This is a genomic window from Acidipropionibacterium virtanenii, from assembly GCF_003325455.1.
GTDB classification, from domain to species: Bacteria; Actinomycetota; Actinomycetes; order Propionibacteriales; family Propionibacteriaceae; genus Acidipropionibacterium; species Acidipropionibacterium virtanenii.
Genome location: NZ_CP025198.1, coordinates 1,744,541 through 1,765,238 on the forward strand (window position 1 = coordinate 1,744,541; position 20,698 = coordinate 1,765,238).

The 20,698-nt window shown below is 68.7% G+C and carries 19 protein-coding genes; 18 read left to right on the top strand and 1 reads right to left on the bottom strand.

Annotation, left to right across the window (positions count from 1 at the left end; all coding sequences use genetic code 11):
• The first annotated feature begins 61 nt into the window (after window positions 1-61).
• On the top strand, window positions 62-346 hold the full coding sequence (locus JS278_RS08005) for a hypothetical protein (protein ID WP_114044716.1): 285 nt from the start codon (window positions 62-64) through the stop codon (window positions 344-346).
• 7 nt (window positions 347-353) lie between these two features.
• Here JS278_RS08005 and JS278_RS08010 read toward each other — a convergent pair whose 3' ends face one another.
• Complete coding sequence (locus JS278_RS08010; RefSeq protein ID WP_114044717.1) at window positions 354-1,043, bottom strand: HdeD family acid-resistance protein; 690 nt, start codon at window positions 1,041-1,043, stop codon at window positions 354-356.
• 104 nt (window positions 1,044-1,147) lie between these two features.
• Here JS278_RS08010 and dnaE point away from each other — a divergent pair, with 104 nt between their 5' ends.
• From dnaE to JS278_RS08095, 17 genes are all read left to right on the top strand, one after another.
• A complete protein-coding gene (gene dnaE / locus JS278_RS08015) occupies window positions 1,148-4,714 on the top strand; it encodes a DNA polymerase III subunit alpha (RefSeq protein ID WP_114044718.1) in 3,567 nt (1,188 codons plus the stop codon).
• Between the two features lie 81 nt (window positions 4,715-4,795).
• On the top strand, window positions 4,796-5,281 hold the full coding sequence (locus JS278_RS08020; protein WP_245935058.1) for a hypothetical protein: 486 nt from the start codon (window positions 4,796-4,798) through the stop codon (window positions 5,279-5,281).
• Between the two features lie 57 nt (window positions 5,282-5,338).
• Complete coding sequence (gene hisD / locus JS278_RS08025) at window positions 5,339-6,643, top strand: histidinol dehydrogenase (protein ID WP_114044720.1); 1,305 nt, start codon at window positions 5,339-5,341, stop codon at window positions 6,641-6,643.
• Window positions 6,640-7,830, top strand: a complete 1,191-nt coding sequence (locus JS278_RS08030) for a histidinol-phosphate transaminase (RefSeq protein ID WP_114044721.1) — start codon at window positions 6,640-6,642, stop codon at window positions 7,828-7,830. Before hisD ends, JS278_RS08030 begins: the two co-directional genes overlap by 4 nt.
• Window positions 7,827-8,444 (top strand): imidazoleglycerol-phosphate dehydratase HisB, encoded by a 618-nt coding sequence (gene hisB / locus JS278_RS08035; RefSeq protein WP_114044722.1) that lies wholly within the window; start codon window positions 7,827-7,829, stop codon window positions 8,442-8,444. Before JS278_RS08030 ends, hisB begins: the two co-directional genes overlap by 4 nt.
• The gene (gene hisH / locus JS278_RS08040) at window positions 8,437-9,063 is read left to right on the top strand and encodes an imidazole glycerol phosphate synthase subunit HisH (protein ID WP_114044723.1); all 627 of its coding nucleotides are present in this window, start codon (window positions 8,437-8,439) and stop codon (window positions 9,061-9,063) included. Before hisB ends, hisH begins: the two co-directional genes overlap by 8 nt.
• A 16-nt stretch (window positions 9,064-9,079) precedes the next feature.
• Window positions 9,080-9,838, top strand: coding sequence for a bifunctional 1-(5-phosphoribosyl)-5-((5-phosphoribosylamino)methylideneamino)imidazole-4-carboxamide isomerase/phosphoribosylanthranilate isomerase PriA (priA, locus tag JS278_RS08045; protein WP_114044724.1), 759 nt, complete (start codon window positions 9,080-9,082; stop codon window positions 9,836-9,838).
• 99 nt (window positions 9,839-9,937) lie between these two features.
• A complete protein-coding gene (locus JS278_RS08050; RefSeq protein WP_114044725.1) occupies window positions 9,938-10,732 on the top strand; it encodes a YebC/PmpR family DNA-binding transcriptional regulator in 795 nt (264 codons plus the stop codon).
• 83 nt (window positions 10,733-10,815) lie between these two features.
• Window positions 10,816-11,367, top strand: coding sequence for a crossover junction endodeoxyribonuclease RuvC (gene ruvC / locus JS278_RS08055; protein WP_114044726.1), 552 nt, complete (start codon window positions 10,816-10,818; stop codon window positions 11,365-11,367).
• A complete protein-coding gene (ruvA, locus tag JS278_RS08060; RefSeq protein WP_114044727.1) occupies window positions 11,364-11,969 on the top strand; it encodes a Holliday junction branch migration protein RuvA in 606 nt (201 codons plus the stop codon). Before ruvC ends, ruvA begins: the two co-directional genes overlap by 4 nt.
• A 92-nt stretch (window positions 11,970-12,061) precedes the next feature.
• Window positions 12,062-13,090: a Holliday junction branch migration DNA helicase RuvB gene (ruvB, locus tag JS278_RS08065; protein WP_114044728.1), complete on the top strand. Its 1,029-nt coding sequence runs from the start codon at window positions 12,062-12,064 to the stop codon at window positions 13,088-13,090.
• 131 nt (window positions 13,091-13,221) lie between these two features.
• The gene (gene yajC / locus JS278_RS08070) at window positions 13,222-13,656 is read left to right on the top strand and encodes a preprotein translocase subunit YajC (RefSeq protein ID WP_181833676.1); all 435 of its coding nucleotides are present in this window, start codon (window positions 13,222-13,224) and stop codon (window positions 13,654-13,656) included.
• A 119-nt stretch (window positions 13,657-13,775) separates the two neighbouring features.
• Window positions 13,776-15,464 carry a protein translocase subunit SecD gene (gene secD / locus JS278_RS08075; RefSeq protein ID WP_114046203.1) on the top strand — a complete coding sequence of 563 codons (1,689 nt, stop codon included), beginning with the start codon at window positions 13,776-13,778 and terminating at the stop codon, window positions 15,462-15,464.
• Between the two features lies 1 nt (window position 15,465).
• Window positions 15,466-16,593, top strand: a complete 1,128-nt coding sequence (gene secF / locus JS278_RS08080) for a protein translocase subunit SecF (RefSeq protein WP_114044730.1) — start codon at window positions 15,466-15,468, stop codon at window positions 16,591-16,593.
• Window positions 16,590-17,138 carry an adenine phosphoribosyltransferase gene (locus JS278_RS08085; protein WP_114044731.1) on the top strand — a complete coding sequence of 183 codons (549 nt, stop codon included), beginning with the start codon at window positions 16,590-16,592 and terminating at the stop codon, window positions 17,136-17,138. Before secF ends, JS278_RS08085 begins: the two co-directional genes overlap by 4 nt.
• A gap of 11 nt (window positions 17,139-17,149) precedes the next feature.
• Window positions 17,150-18,241: a potassium channel family protein gene (locus JS278_RS08090; protein ID WP_114044732.1), complete on the top strand. Its 1,092-nt coding sequence runs from the start codon at window positions 17,150-17,152 to the stop codon at window positions 18,239-18,241.
• Between the two features lie 60 nt (window positions 18,242-18,301).
• Window positions 18,302-20,626 (top strand): RelA/SpoT family protein, encoded by a 2,325-nt coding sequence (locus JS278_RS08095; RefSeq protein ID WP_114044733.1) that lies wholly within the window; start codon window positions 18,302-18,304, stop codon window positions 20,624-20,626.
• Window positions 20,627-20,698: the final 72 nt, after the last annotated feature.

Consider the following 20,698-nt stretch of genomic DNA (forward strand, 5'->3'; position numbering starts at 1 on the left):
GGGTGCTCCCCGGGCCCCACGGCCCGGGGAGCATCCTCATGTCCGTGGCAGAATGCGGTCCATGCCCGCAGCCACCGAGGAGACCCGCGACACCGCACGGATCATGGCACGCATCAGGATGCTGAGGATCGTGGCCCTGGCCTCGCTCGTGCTCTTCGTGGCCTGCGACATCGTGCTGGCCACCTCTCTGGAGATGGGCTCCCTGGCGCTGGGCGCCAGCATCGCCGCGATGCTGTTCTTCCTGGTGCTGCTGTCGGCCCTGGTGCGATGGGGCTACCTGCGCTCCCGTCTCCACGAGGCGCAGGTCGATGCCGAACTCGACGCCGCCGAGCAGGAACAGGGCTGACGGGAACTCAGCTCTCGACGCGGCCCTCGATGACCTGCGGACCGTCACCGTCCTCGGGGCGGCCGGGCCCGTCGTCGACGACCTCCCCCTCGATGGTGGTCGGCAGATGCTCGGAGACCTCGCGCGAGACCTTCGAGGTGACCTTGCGCAGCACCACCGACAGGCCGATGTGCACCAGTCCGTATGCGATCAGCCCCAGCCCGATGAGCCAGCTGAGGGCCGTCATCCCGAAGGAGCGGTGGACCAGCGCCGCCAGGCCCAGTCCCAGGCAGACGACACCGCCCACCATCGGCCAGATCCAGGCCCGCCGGGCGATCGGCATGATGGTGATCGACACGCCGATCAGGAGCAGCCCGGTGAGCACCACCCAGGCCCCGATGAGCACCACGGCCAGATGGAGCACGGGGCCGGGGTGCCAGAGCATGATGACGGCCGCGACGATCCCGATGACTCCCCAGCCGGTCATCGCCCGGCTTCCCGGAAGACCGCGCATCCGGCCCGCATTGATCAGGGTGAGCACGGCGTCGACCGCCACGTAGCCGCCCAGCAGCAGCACCAGGACGGTCAGCGACGGGCCCGCCCAGACCAGCGGGGTGATCCCCGCCGCCACGGCGAGCACCCCTTTGGCCAGTGGCAACCACCACAGGGAGTTGACGGTGCGGGCAAGCTTCTCGCCGGGCTGACGGGTGTTGGACATGCCTCCAGGGTACGGGGACCGCAGGGACGTCCAAGGGTGCCGCGTCCCTCCCCGGTGGACTATCGTCGGCGTCTAGCTGATGCTCGAGCTGAAAGGTCTTCTCCGTGGCACGGTCCGACTTCGTCCACCTGCACACCCATACCGAGTACTCGATGCTCGACGGTGCTGCCAGCAACGACAAACTCTTCGCCGAGGTGGCCCGCCAGGGCATGCCCGCGGTGGCGATGACCGATCACGGCAACATGTTCGGGGCCTACGAGTTCTTCCAGCTCTCCAAGCAGTACGACGGCAACGAGAATCCGCTGGTCAAGCCCATCATCGGGATCGAGGCCTATGTGGCCCCCAGCAGCCGGTTCTCCAAGGTCCAGGAGTACTGGGGCGGGCGCCGTGACAACGGCGATCCGGACGCCGAGGGGGGCAAGGACGTGTCGGGCGGCGGGCGCTACACCCACATGACGATGTGGGCGCGCAACTCCAGCGGCCTGCACAACCTCTATCGGCTGTCCTCCCTGGCCTCCTACGAGGGCTACTACATGAAGCCCAGGATGGACCGAGAGCTCATCAGCCGGTACGCCGAGGGGGTCATCGGCTCCACCGGATGCCCGTCCGGCGAGGTGCAGACCCGGCTGCGGCTCGGCCAGTTCGACGAGGCCTGCGAGGCCGCGGCGGCCTACCAGGAGATCTTCGGCGCCGAGAACTACTTCTGCGAGCTGATGGATCACGGCGTCCCCATCGAGCGCGAGGTCCGCGCCGACCTGCTGCGCCTGGCCGACCGGCTGAAGATCCCCCTGCTGGTCACCAACGACTCCCACTACGTCACCGAGGACCAGGCAGACGCCCACGACTCCCTGCTGTGCGTGGGGGTGGGTCGCAACAAGGACGACCCGAACCGCTTCCGGTTCAACGGCTCGGGCTACTACATCAAGACCTCGCAGGAGATGCGGGCGCTGTTCGGCGACCATCCCGAGGCCTGCGACAACACCCTGAGGCTCACCGAGATGATCGAGCCCTATGACGACGTCTTCGACTACGTCGACCGGATGCCGCAGTTCGACGTCCCCGAGGGCGAGACCCAGGAGTCCTGGCTGCGCAAGAAGCTGGCGAAGGGCCTCGAGGAGAAGTACGGATCCAATCCGCCCGCCGAGGTCATCGAACGCGTCGAGACCGAGCTGGCGACCATCGAGCCGCTGGGATTCTCCTCCTACTTCCTGGTGGTCTCCGACATCTGCGACGCCGCCCGGGGAATGGGGGTGCCGGTCGGCCCGGGACGAGGGTCGGCCGCCGGATCGATGGTGGCCTACCTCACCGGCATCATCCAGATCGACCCGCTGGAGCACGGCCTGCTGTTCGAGCGCTTCCTCAACCCCGAGCGGGTCAACCCGCCCGACATCGATCTGGACTTCGACGACCGGCAGCGCGACAAGGTCATCGACTACGTCACCCGCAAGTACGGCGACGAGTACACCAGCCAGGTCAACACCTTCGGCAAGATCAAGGCCAAGAACGCCGTCAAGGACGCCAACCGGATCCTCGGCTACCCCTTCGCCCTGGGCGACAAGATCACCAAGGCGATGCCCCCCGATGTGATGGGCAAAGGAGTACCGCTGTCGAAGATCTTCGACCCCGACGACGCCCGCTACGCCGAGGGCGGGGAGTTCCGCGCCCTCTACGACGAGAACGCCGACGTCCACAAGGTGGTCGACACCGCCAAGGGCCTTGAGGGACTGATCCGGGGCACCGGCGTGCACGCCTGCGCCTTCATCCTGTCCAGCGCCAAACTGCTCGATCTCGTCCCGATGCACAGGCGGGACAAGGACGGCATGATCATCGCCGGCTTCGCCTATCCCCAGCTCGAGGAGATGGGGCTCATGAAGATGGACTTCCTGGGCCTGCGCAACCTCGGCATCATGGACCACTGCCTCAAGATCATCAAGGCCAACCGAGACGAGGACGTCGACCTGCAGACGCTGCCGCTCGACGACCGGAACACCTACGAACTGCTGGCCCGCGGCGACACCCTGGGCGTCTTCCAGCTCGACGGCACGGCCATGAGGTCCCTGCTGCGCCTCATGGGGCCCACCAACTTCGACGACATCATCGCCGTCATCGCCCTGTACCGGCCCGGCCCGATGGGCGCCAACGCCCACATCAACTACGCCGAGCGCAAGAACGGCCGCCAGGAGATCATCCCGATCCATCCCGAGCTCAAGGAGGACCTCGACGAGATCCTCGCCCCGACGTACCACCTCATCGTGTACCAGGAGCAGATCATGTCGATCGCCCGCAAGCTGGCGGGCTACACCCTGGGCGGCGCAGACCTGCTGCGTCGCGCCATGGGCAAGAAGAAGAAGTACATCCTGGACCAGAACTTCGGACCCTTCCAGGCCGGGATGCGCAAGAACGGCTACTCCGACAAGGCCATCCAGGCGCTGTGGGACGTCATGGTGCCCTTCGCCGGATACGCCTTCAACAAGTCCCACGCCGCCGGCTACGGGCTGGTCTCCTACTGGACCGCCTACCTCAAGGCCAACTATCCGGCCGAGTACGGCGCCGCGCTGCTCACCAGCGTCGGCGACGACAAGGACAAGATGGCCCTCTACCTGTCCGACATGCGGGCCCAGCACATCAAGGTGCTGCCCCCCGACGTCAACGCCTCGTCCCTGGCCTTCACCGCCGTCGGCACCGACATCCGCTTCGGGCTGGGCGCGATCCGCAATGTCGGCGAGCACCTGGTCGACAAGATGATCGAGGCCCGCGACGAGTGCGGGCCGGCCCGCGACTTCTTCGAGTTCCTCGACCACATGCCTCTGGAGGTGTGCAACAAGAGGGCCATCGAGTCCCTCATCAAGGCCGGTGCCTTCGACTCGATGGGCCATTCCCGCCGCGGGCTGATGAACATCTTCGAGCAGGCCGTCGACGCCGTCATCGACCTCAAGCGCAATGAGGCCAACGGCCAGGACGACCTGTTCGGGATGGGCGGCGGGGAGGAGCCCGCCCAGCTGGGGGTCGAACGTGTGGTGCCCGAGGAGGACTGGGACCGGCGCACCAAACTCGCCTTCGAACGCGACATGCTCGGCCTCTACGTCTCCGACCATCCACTGCACGGCCTGGAGACGGCCCTGGAGGCCGAACGGGACATCTCGATCGCCTCGCTGATCTCCCCGGATGGGCCTCGCGAGGGCCAGTTCACCATCGCCGGAATGGTCACCCAGATCACCCGGCGCACCACCAAGAACGGCGATGTGTGGGCCTCGATCACCATCGAGGATCTGGACGCCGCGATCACTGTGGCCTGCTTCCCGAAGGTCTACCAGCGGGTCGAGCCGCTGCTGGGTCTGGACACCATCCTCAAGATCCGCGGACGGGTGCGCGAACGCGACGAGAGCGCCGAGATGTCGGCCTCCGACATCTGGGTGCTGGATCTGGCCGAGGCCGGCCACGCCCCGATCACCATCGCACTGCGCAGCGGAAGGTGCACTCCCGCGGTCGTCTCGGATCTGCGCGGGGTGCTGCGCTCCCATCCGGGGGCCTCGGAGGTGCGGCTGCGGCTGCTGGACGGCCAGCTGTCCACCACCTTCCGGCTCGCCGACGAGCTCAAGGTGACCACCGACCAGCCGCTGATGGCCGATCTCAAGGCCCTGCTGGGACCTTCCTGCATCCCGGGGCGCTGAGCGATGGCCTCATCTGTGGAACCCCGTACCCGGGGCGCCCACCGGCCGACGAGGAGTCGCCGGGGCGTCACGGAGGCTCCCGTGCTGCGCGTCACCGCGCTGTACCTGTTCATCGCGGCGGTCGCCGGCGCCCTGGCGGGGATGCTGTGGAGCCTGGCCACCGACCTGCCGAGCTACACCATCGGTACCGACGGATCGGCGAGCATCAGCGAGCGCGGCCTCACCTCGGTGTTCTCCGCCGACGCCGTCTACTCGCTCATCGGTCTGGTCCTGGGGGCCGGCCTGGGCCTGTTGGCATGGCGATGGTTCTGCGGCAGGGGAGCCGTGGTGGTGGCGCTGGCGATGGCGGGCCCGCTGATGGCGTCGCTGTGCTGCTGGTGGATCGGGCTCCTGCTGGGCCCCGACTCGTTCCCGACCCGGGTCTCCAGCGCGAAGGCCGGCGACACGGTGCAGATCGACTTGGCGCTGCACACCTGGACCCCGGTGATGGTGTGGGTCCTCGCGGCCCTGCTGCCGGTACTGGTCATCTCGCTGATCCGCTGGGACGCCCCCGCCGACGGGGACTGAGGTTCCGGGGCGCGGACCGTCCGGGCGGCCGGGAGCGCGGTCACTAGACTTGCGCTCGTGATGCGAACCGTGGATCTCACCTCTACCGAACCGTCCGACTACCGCGATGTGGTGCCGCGGGCGGACTTCGACGTCGACTCCGCGATGGAGACGATCATCCCCGTCTGCACCGCTGTGCAGCAGCGCGGCGAGGAGGCCCTGCGGGAGTTCAGCAGGAAGTTCGATCATGTCGAGCCGCAGCAACTGCGGGTGCCCGCCGAGGAGCTGACCCGGGCTGCCGAGCAGCTCGACCCGAAGCTGCGCAGCGCCATCACCGAGTCCATCAGGCGGCGCCGCGAGGTCTGCGAGTCCGTCGAGCGCGAGTACGACGCCGATCCCGTCGAGGTGGCCCCGGGGGCCTCGGTGGGCCAGCGGCACATCCCGGTGGGCCGGGTCGGGCTCTACGTGCCGGGCGGACTGGCCCCGCTGGCGTCCAGCGTCATCATGAATGTGGTGCCCGCCCAGGTGGCGGGGGTGGAATCGATCGCGGTGGCCTCCCCGCCCCGGGCGGATTCCGGCGGCAGACCGCACCCCAGCATCCTGGCGCTGTGCGAGATCCTCGGCATCGACGAGGTGTACGCGGTCGGAGGGGCGCAGGCGGTCGCCATGTTCGCCTACGGGGTGGAGGGCCTCTGCCCGAGGGTGGACATGGTCACCGGACCCGGCAACATCTACGTCGTCGCGGCCAAGCGCCACCTGCGCGGGGTCGTCGGCATCGACTCGGAGGCCGGCCCCACCGAGATCGCGGTCCTGGCGGACGCCACCGCCGACCCCCGGCTCGTCGCGGCCGACCTCATGAGCCAGGCCGAGCACGACCCGATGGCCGCCGCCGTGCTGGTCACCGACTCCCCCGAGCTGGCGGCCCGGGTGCCCGTCGAGCTCGAGGAGATGGTCTCTAAGACCCTTCACGCCGACCGGATCCGCACCTCGCTGGGATCCCGTCAGTCGGCCGTCGTCATGGTGCGTGACATCGAGCAGGGCCTGGCCGTGGTCAACGGCTACGGCGCCGAGCATCTGGAGATCCAGACCGATCGGGCCGCCACGGTCGCCGGCCGGGTCCACAACGCCGGGGCGGTCTTCGTGGGACCCTGGTCGCCGGTCTCGCTCGGCGACTACTCGGCCGGATCCACCCACGTGCTTCCGACCGGAGGCTCGGCCCGGTACTCCTCGGGCCTGTCGGTGCGCAGCTTCATGCGCGCCGTCCACGTCATCGACTACAGCCGAGAGGCCCTGGACTCGCTGTCGGCATCGGTGGAGCACTTCGCCCTGGCCGAGAATCTGCCGGGACACGCCAACGCCATCACTGTCAGGAGGAACCGATGAGGTCGCGCGAACCGGGGGAGGCCATTCCCCGCGTCAACCCGATCAGCCTGTCACAGCTGCCGCTGCGCCCCGAACTGGTGGGCGAGGAGCCGTACGGGGCGCCGCAGCTCGACGTGCCGGTGTGTCTGAACGTCAACGAGAACCCGTACCCGCCCTCGGAATCGGTGAGACGCCAGATGGCGCACGCGGTGTCGCGCTCGGCCTCGGGACTCAACCGGTACCCGGACCGCGAGGCCACCGAGCTGCGCCGGGCGCTGGCCGAGTATGTCGGTTTCGGCGTCGGATCCGATCAGGTGTGGCCGGCCAACGGCTCCAACGAGGTGATGACGCAGATCCTCCAGGCCTTCGGCGGGCCCGGACGCAGGCTGCTCACCTTCACCCCCACCTACTCGATGTACCCCGAGTACGCCAGAAACACCCACACCGACTACGTCACCGCCCCCCGGGATGCCTGGTTCGGTCTCGACGCCGCCCGGATTCTGGCCGCCATCGCGGCCCACCGGGCCGACGTCGTCCTCATCACCACGCCGAACAATCCGACCGGTACGACGGTCCCGGTGGCCGTCATCGAGGAGGTGTGCCGGGCCACCGACGCCATCGTGGTGGTCGACGAGGCCTACCAGGAGTTCACCGACACCCCGGAGGACTCGGCCATCGCCCTGCTGCCGAAATTCGGGCGGCTCATCGTGGTGCGCACCCTCTCCAAGGCCTTCGCCCTGGCCGGGGGGCGGGTCGGCTACGCGGTGGCGGCCCCGGCCGTGATCGACGCGCTGCGGATCGTCCGGCTGCCCTACCACCTCTCGGCCACCACCCAGGCGGTGGCCAGGGTGGCCCTGGCCAACGCACCGGAGATGCTGGAACGGGTCGACGAGCTGCGCGAGACCCGCGCCGGGCTGGAGGAGTGGCTGAGGCTGCACGGTTTCGACGTGGTGCCCAGCCAGTCCAACTTCCTGCTCTTCGGGAGGTTCACCGACCGCCACGAGGTGTTCAGCAGGCTGCTCGACCAGGGAGTTCTGGTGCGCGAGGTGGGGCCCGACGGGTTCCTGCGGGTCTGCGCCGGCACGCCCGCCGAGACCGATGCCTTCCGCAAGGCGATACTGACCATCCTGCCGCGCATCAGCCTGGCCCCCAGCGACGCCCGTGACCAGGTCGGCACCAAGCGCCGCGTCCGTGAGGAGTCCCGATGAGCCGTACCGCACACATCGTCCGTCGCACCTCCGAGTCCCAGGTCGATGTCGCCATCGACCTGGACGGCACCGGGGAGTCGACCATCTCGACCGGGGTGGGCTTCTACGACCACATGCTCACCGCTCTGTCGAAGCACTCGGGCATCGACATGGCGATCACCACCACCGGGGATGTCGAGATCGACGGTCACCACAGCGTCGAGGACACCGCCATCGCGATCGGCCAGGGACTCGCCGAGGCACTCGGCGACAAGGCCGGCATCACCCGCTTCGGGGACGCCATGGTGCCTCTCGACGAGGCCCTGGCGCAGTGCGTCGTTGACGTGGCCGGGCGCCCCTATGCGGTGTGCGGCGGGGAGCCCGATTCCCAGGTCACCGCACGGATCAGCGGCTCTGGGGTGGCCTACCAGGGGTCGATGACCTACCACGTGGTGGAGTCCCTGGCGACCAACGCGGGCCTGTGCGTGCACCTGCGGCTGCTGGCCGGCCGGGATCCGCACCACATCTGCGAGGCGCAGTACAAGGCACTGGCCAGGGCGCTGCGGATCGCGGTGGCCCCCGATCCGAGGATGGCCGGACGGGTGCCGAGCACGAAGGGGACGCTCAATGCCTGAGACCACACGGGTCGGCGTCATCGACCACGGTTCGGGAAACCTGCACTCGGCGTGCCGGGCGCTGGCCCAGGCCGGCGCGGAGGTCGTGATGTCGCGCGACCTGGACGAACTGGCCCGCACCGACGCCCTGGTCCTGCCCGGAGTCGGGGCGCTGGCCTCCTGCATGGCGGGGCTGCGGGCGATGGGCGGCGATGAACTGGTCGCCGACCAGGTGGAGCGCGGCCGCCCACTGCTGGGGATCTGCGTGGGCCACCAGATGCTCTTCGAGGACGGCGAGGAGCGCGGCGAACCGGTCGCCGGGCTGGGCGTGCTGCCCGGAATGGTGACGATGCTGCCGGCCGAGCGGTTGCCGCACATGGGCTGGAACACGGTGTCCCCGTGCGAGGGCAGCAGGCTGTTCCGCGGGATCGAGCAGGAGCGCTTCTACTTCGTGCACAGCTACGGAGTGGTGGATCCGGGCCAGCACAGCGGCATCACCACCTGCACCCACGAGGACGCCGTCTTCGTGGCGGCCTGCGAGCTGGGGGCGGTGAGTTCGACCCAGTTCCACCCCGAGAAGTCCGGCCGGGCGGGTCGGATGCTGCTGCGCAACTGGCTCGACGCCGTCTGGGAGGATTGAGCGGTAGGCTCACCCTGTGACTGAGGAACTTGTCCTGCTGCCGGCGGTCGATATCCAGAACGGCCGCGCCGTCCAGCTCCAGCAGGGGGTGGCCGGCTCCGAGAAGGTCTTCGGAGATCCCCTGGAGGCGGCCCGCCGATGGCAGGAGCAGGGCGCCAGATGGATCCACCTGGTCGATCTCGACGCCGCATTCGGCCGCGGCTCCAACACGGACCTCCTGCGTCGCATCGTCGGCGAGCTCGACGTCGATGTCGAGGTCTCCGGCGGGATCCGGGACTCGGCCAGTCTGGACGCCGCGCTGGCCGCCGGGGCCCGGCGGGTCAACATCGGCACCGCGGCCCTGGAGAATCCCACCTGGTGCGATGAGGTGGTCGGCGAGTACGGCGATCGCGTCGCGATCGGCCTGGACGTGCGCGGGGACCGGCTGGCCGCCCGCGGCTGGACGCGGGAGGGCGGCATGCTGCTCGACGTCCTGGCCCGTCTGGAGGAGGCCGGATGCCGGCGTTACGTGGTCACCGATGTGGCCAGCGACGGCATGCTGACCGGCCCCAACTACGAGCTGCTCGGGCAGGTGTGCGCCCGCACTCAGGGGCACGTCGTCGCCTCGGGCGGCATCTCCACCCTGGAGGACCTCCGCCGGCTGCGCGGCCTGGTGCCGATCGGGGTCGAGGGAGCCATCGTGGGCACAGCCCTGTACGTGGGCAGCTTCACCCTGCCCGACGCCCTCGAGATCTGTCACGAGTCCGTGGTCCCCGCGATCTCCGCCGACCTCTGAGGCCACCATCGCGCCCGAGTGTAGAATGTCGGGCTGTCTGCGCGGGCTGCTCCGCGCCGGGTACGTCATCCCTGCCGAGAGAATAGAGGAGGAGCGTCCATGAGCGGTCACTCCAAGTGGGCCACCACCAAGCACAAGAAGGCGGCCATCGACGCCAAGCGCGGCAAACTGTTCGCCAAACTCATCAAGACCATTGAGGTCTCCGCCAGGGTGGGCGGCGGTGATCCGTCGGGCAACCCGACCCTCTACGACGCGATCCAGAAGGCCAAGAAGAACTCGGTCCCCAATGACAACATCAACCGCGCCGTGAAGCGCGGTTCGGGCGAGGGTTCCGACGCCGTCTCCTATGAGACGATCATGTACGAGGCCTACGGCCCGGCCGGTATCGCCATCCTCATCGAGTGCCTCACCGACAACCGCAACCGCGCCGTCTCCGATGTGCGCATCGCGGTCACCCGCAACGGCGGCACGATGGCCGACGGCGGCTCGGTGCAGCGCCTCTTCGAGCGCAAGGGGGTCGTCGAGGTCTCCAAGACCTTCGAGGTCGAGGAAGGGCGCAAGACCGTCACGAAGGAGGTCTCGGAGGACGAGCTGATGGAGGCCACCATCGACGCCGAGCCCGAGGACATCGTCGACGGCGGAGACTCCTTCGAGGTGATCTCCGACCCCAACGCCCTGGTCGACGTCCGCAAGGCCGTCCAGGCGGCAGGCATCGACTACGAGTCCGCCGAGGTCGCCTTCAAGGCCGACTTCAACCAGCCCGTCGAACTGGAGGACGCCCGCAAGCTGTTCAAGATCCTCGACGCCCTCGACGACCTCGACGACGTGCAGAACGTGTACTCCAACGCCGACATCAGCGTCGAGGTCATGGCTGCGCTCGAGGACGAGGACTGACCATCCCGGCGGCCGAGGGGGCACGGAAACCCGTCCAGAGGCTGAACCGGGTCACCGCCTCCGACCGGCGACTGGTCCGGGTGATGGGGGTCGATCCGGGCCTCACCCGGTGCGGCGTGGCGCTGGTCGAGGGCGGGGTGGGCCGCCCGCTGGAGCTCGTCGCGGCCGGCGTCATCCGCACCCCGGCCGACATGGAGGCCTCGCAGCGACTGCTGCGGATCCATGACGGGCTGGAGGAGTGGTGCACCACCTATCGGCCCGATCAGGTCGCCATCGAGCGGGTCTTCGCCCAGCATCAGCGCAACACCTTCACCGGGACCGCCCAGGCGGCCGGTCTGGCGATGGTGATCGGAGCACGCCACGGGCTGCCGGTGGACCTGCACACCCCCAGCGAGGTCAAGGCCGCCATCTCCGGGTCGGGGCGCGCCGACAAGGCGCAGGTCGGCCTGATGGTGGCCCGCATCCTGCGCCTCCAGGAGGCTCCCAGGCCGGCCGACGCCGCCGACGCGGTGGCCCTGGCGATCTGCCAGATATGGCGCGGCGGTGCCGACCGCCGCCTGCAGGAGGCCGCGGCGGCCCAGCGGGCCGCGCGCGGCGGTCGCATTCCGAGATCGTGGAAGGACGTGACGAGGTGATCTCCCATCTTCGCGGCGCGGTGAGCGCGGCCGGACCCACCTGGGTGGTGCTGGACCTGTCGGGCTTCGGGCTGCGGGTGACCTGCCCACCGGCCACTGCGGCCACGGCCCGGATCGGCTCGCAGCTGGAGCTGGAGACCTCCCTGGTGGTGCGCGAGGACTCGCTCACTCTGCACGGCTTCGGCTCGGCGGCCGATCGCGACGCCTTCGAACTGGTGCAGACCGCATCGGGGGTCGGGCCCAAACTCGCGATGGCGATGCTGTCGGTGCTCGACGCCGACCAGCTCGGCGCCGCGATCGCCGGCGAGGACTCCGCGGCGCTGTGCCGGGTGCCGGGGATCGGGAAGAAGGGCGCCGCCAAACTCATTCTGGAACTCAAGGACAAGGCTCCGCTCATCTCGGCGGGCGGGGCCGGTACCACCCCCGTCGCCGCCTCCGGCGAACCGTGGCGGGAACAGGTCGGCGAGGGCCTGATCGGGCTCGGGTGGTCGGCCCGCGACGCCGAGAAGGCGGTGGACTCGGTGGCCGGCATGCGTCAGGACGATCCGGACGTGACGATCGGCGTGCTGATGCGCGCAGCGCTTCGCAGCCTCGCGAAATAGCACGGCGGCAGACGGAGCGCCGGCGTGGCGGGCCTGTCGGCGCCCCTGAGTAGGGTGGGTCCGAATCTATCTGAGGGGGCTGGAACCAGGCTATGGAGAACTCGCCGGTCGACCCGTGGGCCGAACCGCCGGAGAAGGCAGAGGAGGCCGCACTGCGGCCCGGAGCCCTGGCGGAGTTCCGCGGTCAGCCCAGAGTCTCGGACCAGCTCGGCCTGGTGCTGGAGGCCGCCCGGGCCCGTCAGACCACACCGGATCACGTGCTGCTGTCGGGCCCGCCCGGGCTGGGCAAGACCACCCTGGCGATGATCATCGCCGCGGAGATGGGCTCGCCGATCCGGATCTCCTCGGGCCCGGCGATCCAGCACGCCGGCGATCTGGCGGCCATCCTGTCCTCCCTGGTGCCCGGCGAGGTCTTCTTCCTCGACGAGATCCATCGGATGTCCAAGCCCGCCGAGGAGATGCTCTACCTGGCGATGGAGGACTTCCGGGTCGACGTGGTGGTCGGCAAGGGGCCCGGCGCCACCGCCATCCCGATCGACATCCCCCCCTTCACCCTCGTCGGGGCGACCACCCGGGCCGGCCTGCTGCCCGGGCCACTGCGCGACCGCTTCGGCTTCACCGCCCAGCTGGAGTTCTACGATCCCGCCGACCTGGAGTCGATCATCACCCGTTCCGCCGGTGTGATCGGCGTCACCCTGGCCCGGGGCACCGCGACGACCATCGCCGGGCGCTCCCGGGGCACCCCGCGCATCGCCAACCGGCTGCTGCGCCGGGTCCGCGACTACGCCCAGGTCCATCATGGCGACGGGAAACCGGTGAGCCCGCGCACCGCTGCCGCGGCCCTGGATCTCTATGAAGTGGATCCACTCGGGCTGGACCGCCTCGACCGGGCGGTGCTGGACGCCGTGTGCGTCAAGTTCGGCGGGGGACCGGTGGGGCTGTCCACGCTGGCGATCAGCGTCGGCGAGGAGCCCCAGACGGTCGAGGAGGTCGCCGAACCCTTCCTGGTGCGGCTCGGCTTCCTGATGCGCACCCCCAGGGGACGCATCGCCACCGACCGCGCCTGGAACCACCTGGGGCTCACCCCGCCCGCCCCGCAGGGCGCCGACGGCTTGTTCTGACTCGCCCGCCGGCCGGGGCCCCGATCCATGACGGGCGGCCCGGAATCGCCTGCCGGTTGGCCCGACAGGTAGCATGTCGGCGTCCATCACCACGTCTGACATAGGAATTGTTCATGCAGAGCTTGCTCCCAATGATTCTGATCCTGGTCGTCTTCCTGGGACTCATGTCCTGGACGACGCGCAGGAGCATGAAGAAGCAGCAGAACCAGCGTCAGGAGCTTGAGAACTCCATGACCGAGGGCAGCCGGGTGATGCTCACCAGCGGTCTGTACGGCACCCTCACCCACGTCGGTGAGAAGCAGGCCATCGTCGAGCTGGCCCCCGGGGCCGAGGTGGTCGTGGTCAAGCAGGCCATCAGCAAGGTCGTCAACCCCGATGAGGAGGAGTTCTCCTTCGCCGATGACCAGTCGGTCACCGAGACCGAGCCCGTCCTCGAGCAGTCCTCCGCCGAGCCCGCTCTCGAGCAGCCCGCACCGGGCGCCGACGATCCCGCCGAGATCGCCGAGGAGACCGGGGCGGCGCAGGCCGAGGAGTCCGCGGAGTACCCTTCGGCGGGGGAGAAGTAAGTCCGGTGACCGGCGCCCCCGCGGCGCCGGAGGCCTGATCCCTCACCCCGCACCCCGATCAAGGATTCCGCCACGTGGCCACTACCCAGCGCAGAAAGCTCCATCCCGGCAGGACTCTCATCATCTTCCTGGTGGTGATCGCCGCCCTGTACGGCGTCATGGCCGCCACCCACTCGTGGTCGCCACGGCTCGGCCTGGATCTGAGGGGCGGAACCACGATCACCCTGACCGCCGGAGCCAATGACGGCAAGGCGCCGTCCAAGACGAGCCTTGAGCAGGCGCGCAACATCATCCAGCAGCGCGTCAACTCGCTGGGTGTGGGGGAGTCCTCGGTCAAGACCGCCGGAGACCGCAACATCGTCGTCTCGGCCCCCAACGTCGACTCCGAGAAGCTGCTCAACATGGTGGGTCAGACCGCCAAGCTGGGATTCAGATTCGTCTACACCGAGGAGCAGGTCGACAAGTCGCAGGCCGGCCCCTCGGCCTCGGCGACCGCATCCTCGGGGGCGGCCGCCCCCCAGGGGCTGCCCAGCGCTCCGTCGACCGAGATCCCGAAGGCCAGCGGGCTGCCCAGTGCCCCGGCCGGTTCGGGCACCGGTGCCCAGAAGTACAACGACAAGAGCGCCTCCTCGGAGGCCGGCAGGATGAAGGCCGCGCAGTCCTGGCAGCCCTCCGAGGAGGACCAGCAGAAGTTCCAGGACTACACCTGCGGGGATCCCAGCACCCAGGAGGAGAACGATCCGCTGGTCACCTGCAACCGCGAGGGCACCATGAAGTTCCTGCTCTCACCGGTGGGCATCCCCGGTACCCTGGTCACCAAGTCGACCGCGGGGATCCCCGACCAGGGCGTCAGCTATGTGGTCAACCTGCAGTTCAACGCGATCGGCACCAAGAGCTTCTCCACCGCGACGACCGCGCTGTGCTCCCAGCAGGCCCCGCAGAACCAGTTCGCCATCGTGCTGGACGGCAAGGTCGTCTCCAACCCGGAGCTCAATCCGCAGACCTCCCAGGGGGCCTGCCCGATCACCAGCGGCGAGGCCCAGATCTCGGGCAACTTCACCCAGGAGTCGGCCGACGAACTGTCCAACATTCTCAAGTACGGCGCCCTGCCGCTGGCCTTCACGGCCTCCAGCGTCGACAACGTCTCTCCGACCCTGGGCGGCGAACAGCTCAAGGCCGGTCTCATCGCCGGACTCATCGGGCTCATCCTGGTCGCCGGGTACTGCATCCTCTACTACCGCGGCCTGGGCATCGTGGTGATCAGCTCCCTGCTGATCGCCGGCGCCGGGACCTACGCGGCCATGGTGCTGCTCGGCGAGTCGATGGGATTCACCCTCTCGCTGGCCGGGGTGGCCGGCGCCATCGTGGCGATCGGCATCACCGCCGACTCCTTCATCGTCTACTTCGAACGAATACGCGACGAGATCCGGGAGGGACGCACGCTGCGCACCGCGCTGCAGACCGGATGGCTCAAGGCCCGCGGCACGATCGCCATGGCCGACGGCGTCTCCCTGCTCTCGGCGGTCATCCTGTTCATCCTGTCGGTCGACCAGGTGAAGGGATTCGCCTTCACCCTCGGCCTCACCACGGTCATCGACCTGCTGATCTGCTTCTTCTTCACCCATCCGGTCGTCGTGCTGCTCGGGCGGACGAGGTTCTGGGGCGAGGGACGCCGGTTCTCCGGCCTGGAGGCCCGCCACATGGGCGTCTCGGAGCTGTCGCTGCTGGGGCGCAGGGCGGCACGGGCACGGGCGCGCAACAGCACTGCTGCGGACACATCAGTGACGGACGACGGAGAGGAGGCCTGAGATGGCGCAACACAAGACCGGTCTGGCCCACGCCCTCTACACCGGCAAGGTCTCCTACCCCTTCATCGACCGCAAGAAGGTCTGGTACCTGGTCTCCCTGACCCTCATCGTCATCTCGGTGCTCGGGCTGGCGCTGCGCGGCCTGAACCTGGGTATCGACTTCCAGGGCGGCGTGGAGTTCAAGGCATCGGTGCACGTGGCGGGCGGCACCACCGACAAGATCCGCGACGCGGTGGTCTCCTCGGGCCCCTCCGATCTGGACGGCACCGAGGTGGTCTCGATGGGCGATGACGCGGTGCGGGTCCAGACGCGACCGCTGAGCGCCTCGGAGAACACCACGGTGCGCGCCGCGATCGCCAGTGTCACCGGCGGCTCGCAGACCTCGGTCACCTACTCCAACGTCGGAAGCCAGTGGGGCTCGGAGATCACCAACAAGGCCCTCCAGGCGCTGCTGGTCTTCCTGGTCCTGGTGATGATCCAGATCTGGGCGTACTTCCGGAACTGGAAGATGGCCGTCGCCGCGATCATCGCGCTGGTCCACGACGTCGTCATCACCGTCGGCGTCTACGCCATCGTCGGGTTCAGCGTCACCCCCTCCACCCTCATCGGCGTGCTCACCATCCTCGGGTACTCGCTCTACGACACGGTGGTGGTCTTCGACAAGGTGCGCGAGAACACCTCCCACCTGGAGCAGCAACCCGACCGGACCTTCCCCGAGGCGGTCAACCTGGCCATCAATCAGGTCCTGGTCCGCTCGGTCAACACGACCCTCATCGGGGTGCTGCCGGTGGCCGCGCTGCTGTTCGCCGGAGCCTTCGTGCTCGGTTCGGGACCCCTGGAGGATCTCGGTCTCGCCCTGTTCGTCGGCATGATCGCCGGCGCCTACTCCTCGATCTTCATCGCCGCCCCGATCTTCAGCCAGTTCAAGGGCCGCGAGGAGGAGATCCGCAAGCACGACCGGGCCGTGGCGAAGCGTCGCTCCAGGGCCGCCGAGGACGCTCCCCGGGTCAAGGCGCAGACCGTGACGTCGGGGGCCGCGGTGAGCGCGGCCGATCTGCCCGAGGCCCCGGCCGAGCGGCCTGCCCGCAAACAGGGCTCCAGGACCACCAGATCGCAGAGGAAGAAATGACCGCAACCACAGCGACCGGCAGGAGCCGGCTCATCTCCGGGCTGATCCGTTCGGTGCCCGACTTTCCGGAGCCGGGGGTCGATTTCAAGGACATCACCCCGCTGCTGGGCAATCCCAACGGATTCTCGGCCGCCATCGACGAACTGGTGGCCACCGCACCCCGGGACATCGACGTGGTGGTGGGCATCGAGGCCAGGGGATTCGTCTTCGCTGCCCCGGTGGCCCTGTCCCTGGGGATCGGATTCGTGCCCGTCCGCAAGCCAGGCAAGCTGCCCGGAGAGGTCTTCTCCCAGAGCTTCGACCTGGAGTACGGCGCCGAGACCCTCACCGTGCACCGCGACGCCGTCCCGCGGGGAGCCCGGGTGATGATCGTCGACGACATCCTGGCCACCGGCGGCACCATCGCCGCCACGGCCGGGCTGTTGAAGCACCTCGACGTCACCCTGGCCCAGGTCTCGGTGCTCATGGAGCTGCCGGCGCTGGGTGGGCGTGCCACCCTGGCGAAGGCGGGAATCGACTCCTTCGACGCCGTCATCGCGGGCTGAGCCGGGTCCCGATGTCCGACCAGGAGACCCAGGCGGCCAAGGAGAGCACCAGGAATATCAAGCGCACCACCCTGGTGCATCTGCCCTTCAAGACCCACAGCCCGCTGGCGGAGCTGGCCCGGCGCGCCGGACTCGCGCTGCTGCTGATGATCATCAGCACGATCATCGTCTACATCGACCGGGGCTCCTACATCGACAACGTCGCTCACGACGGGGTCTCCTTCATCGACGCCCTGTACTACTCGACCGTGACGGTCACCACCACCGGCTACGGCGACATCACGCCTCTGACCCCCCACGCCCGGCTGTTGAGCGCCGTCGTGATCACCCCGTTGAGGATCGCCTTCCTGGTCCTGCTGGTCGGTGCCACCCTGGAGGTCCTGGCCACCGAGGGCCGGCGCAGCATGCGCGACGCCGGCTGGAGGAGAAATATGCGCAATCACACAGTGGTCATCGGTTACGGGACGAAGGGCCGCAGCGCCATCACCACGCTGCGCAGCCATGACGTCCCCTCCGACAGGATCGTCGTCATCGATGCCAAGGCCGCGGCGGTGGCCGAGGCCAACCGCAACGGGCTGGCCGCATTCGAGGGGGACGCGACCCGGCGCGAGCTGCTGCGTCGCGCCGAGATCGGCAAGGCCCGCGAAGTCGTCATCACGCTGCCACGCGACGACACGGCGATCCTCACCACGCTGACCGTGCGTCAGCTCAACGCGCGCTGCCACATCGTGGTAGCCGGCCGCGAGGAGGAGAATCTGCCGCTGCTGCGCGAGTCCGGGGCCGACTCCGTGGTCACCTCCGCCGACGCGGTCGGTCGGCTGCTCGGCCTGTCCTCGGTGAATCCGCACGTCGGCGAGGTCATCGACGACCTGCTCTCCAGCGCCCATGGCATGGAGGTGATCCAGCGCAAGGTCAGCGCCGACGAGGTGGGTGCCCGTCCCGATGACATCGTCAATGAGCGGGTATTGGCCGTGATCCGCAACGACACCCTGCTGAACTTCTACGACCCGAACCTCGAGAAGCTGACCACCGGGGACTCGGTGGTGGTGGTACGCCGAGCGCTGACCCGCCGTCCACGCTTCCCTGCTGCGCCGCAGAGCTGATACGGCCGAACTAGACTGACGGCCCTACGCGGCGCCCGATCCGCGGACAGGAGGTTGATCGTGGCCGAGGAGAGCGTGTACGGGCCCTACGGGACCGGTCGTGGCGCGCCCGGACGACCGCGTTCCCAGGAGGTCGCCCGGGCACCTCAGCCGCGGATGCGGATGAGGGAGCGCTTCGTGCGCTGGCGCGCCCCCAAGCAGGCCACCCAGGCAGTCCTCGACCCGCTCATCTCCACCGTGCTCGCCGCCCATCCGAGTTCCGACGTCGCGCTGCTGGAACGGGCCTACGAGACCGCCGACCACTATCACCGCGGCCAGACCCGAAAATCCGGGGACCCCTACATCACCCATCCACTGGCCGTGGCGATGATCCTGGCCGAGCTCGGCATGGACGATCAGACGCTGTGCGCGGGCCTGCTGCACGACACCGTCGAGGACACCTCGTACACCATGGAGCAGCTCACCGCCGATTTCGGCGAGGAGGTCGCGCTGCTCGTCGACGGCGTCACCAAGCTCGACAAGGTGCAGTACGGCTCCTCGGCCAAGGCCGAGACGATCCGCAAGATGGTCATCGCGATGAGCCGCGACATCCGGGTGCTGGTGATCAAGCTGGCCGACCGGCTGCACAACATGCGCACCCTGGGCTTCCTGCGCCCGGACAAGCAGAACCGGATCGCCAAGGAGACACTGGAGATCTTCGCCCCGCTGGCCCACCGCCTGGGCATGAACGCCGTCAAATGGGAGCTGGAGGATCTGGCCTTCTCCACCACTCAGCCGAAGCTCTACGACGAGATCGTCCATCTGGTGGCCGAGCAGGCCCCGCAGCGGGAGAAGCAGCTCAAGGAGGTCATCGAGATCGTCCGGGCCGACCTGGCCGAGGCCGGCATCAACGCCACCGTCTACGGTCGGCCGAAGCACTACTACTCCATCTACCAGAAGATGGTGGTGCGCGGCCGGGACTTCTCCGACATCTACGACCTGGTCGGGTTGCGGATCCTGGTCGACACCCCTCGCGACTGTTACGCGGCCCTGGGGGTGATGCATGTGCGATGGAACCCGCTGCCGGGCCGGTTCAAGGACTACATCGCGATGCCGAAGTACAACATGTACCAGTCTCTGCACACCACCGTGCTGGGACCCGGGGGCAGGCCCGTGGAACTGCAGATCCGCACCCACGACATGCATCGCCGCGCCGAGTACGGCGTCGCGGCGCACTGGAAGTACAAGGAGGATCCCAACGCCGCCGGCAAGGGCATCCACTCCGACGGATCCGAGCTGTCGTGGGTGCGCAGCCTCAACCAGTGGTCCAAGGAGGAGGACGACCCCAGTGAGTTCCTCGACTCGCTGCGCTTCGAGATCAACTCGACCGAGGTCTACGTCTTCACCCCCAAGGGCGACGTGGTGTCGCTGCCGCAGGGATCGACCCCGGTGGACTTCGCCTACTCGGTGCACACCGAGGTGGGTCACCGCTGCATCGGTGCGCGGGTCAACGGGAAGCTGGTGCCCCTGGAGACCCAGCTGGCCAACGGCGACGTCGTCGACGTCCTCACCTCCAACGCCCCCGACGCCGGGCCGAGCCGCGACTGGCTGCAGTTCGTGGCCAGCCCTCGGGCCCGCTCCAAGATCAAGGCCCATTTCACCCGCGAGCGGCGCGAGGAGTCCATCGAGAACGGCAAGGAGGCCATCGCCAAGGAGATCCGCCACGGCGGCCTTCACCTGCAGAACCTCCTGACGGTGGAATACCTCACCGCGGTCGCCAACGACCTCAAGGTGGCCGATGTCAACGGCCTCTACGCCGCGGTGGGGGAGCACAACATCAGCCCCCAGTCGGTGGTCGAGAAGCTGGTGTCGCTGGGCGGCGGGGCCGAGGAGGCGCGGGCCGACCGCGACGAGGACGCCCCGGTGGGGGTCGTCGCCCCCGCGGTGCGCCGGCATTCCGAGACCGGCGTCATCGTCGACGGGAATCCCGACATGCTGGTCAAGCTCGCCCGTTGCTGCACCCCGCTGCCGGGCGACGAGATCATGGGCTTCGTCACCCGTTCCGACGGGGTCTCGGTGCACCGCACCGACTGCTCCAACGCCAAGCACCTGCTGCAGTACCCCGAGCGCATCGTCCCGGTGTCCTGGGCCGGCGGGGCACAGGAGGGTTATGTCGTCACCGTGCAGGTGGAGGGTCTGGACCGCTCCGGGCTGCTCTTCGACACCTCGAAGATCCTCGCCGAGCAGGGAGTCTCGGTGCTGTCGGCCAATATGAGCGCCTCCAAGAACCATCTGGCGCGGCTGCGCCTGACCTTCGAGTCTCCCGATCCCACCCACCTCAAGCACCTGGTGGAGTCGATCCGCCGCATCTCCGGCGTCTACGACGTCTACCGCGTCAAATCTTAAGAGCCAAAGGGACGACCCCTTGGAACCCCGTGGCGGTGGCTCTGTGGGGATGGGGTGGGCGTCGCCGGCCTC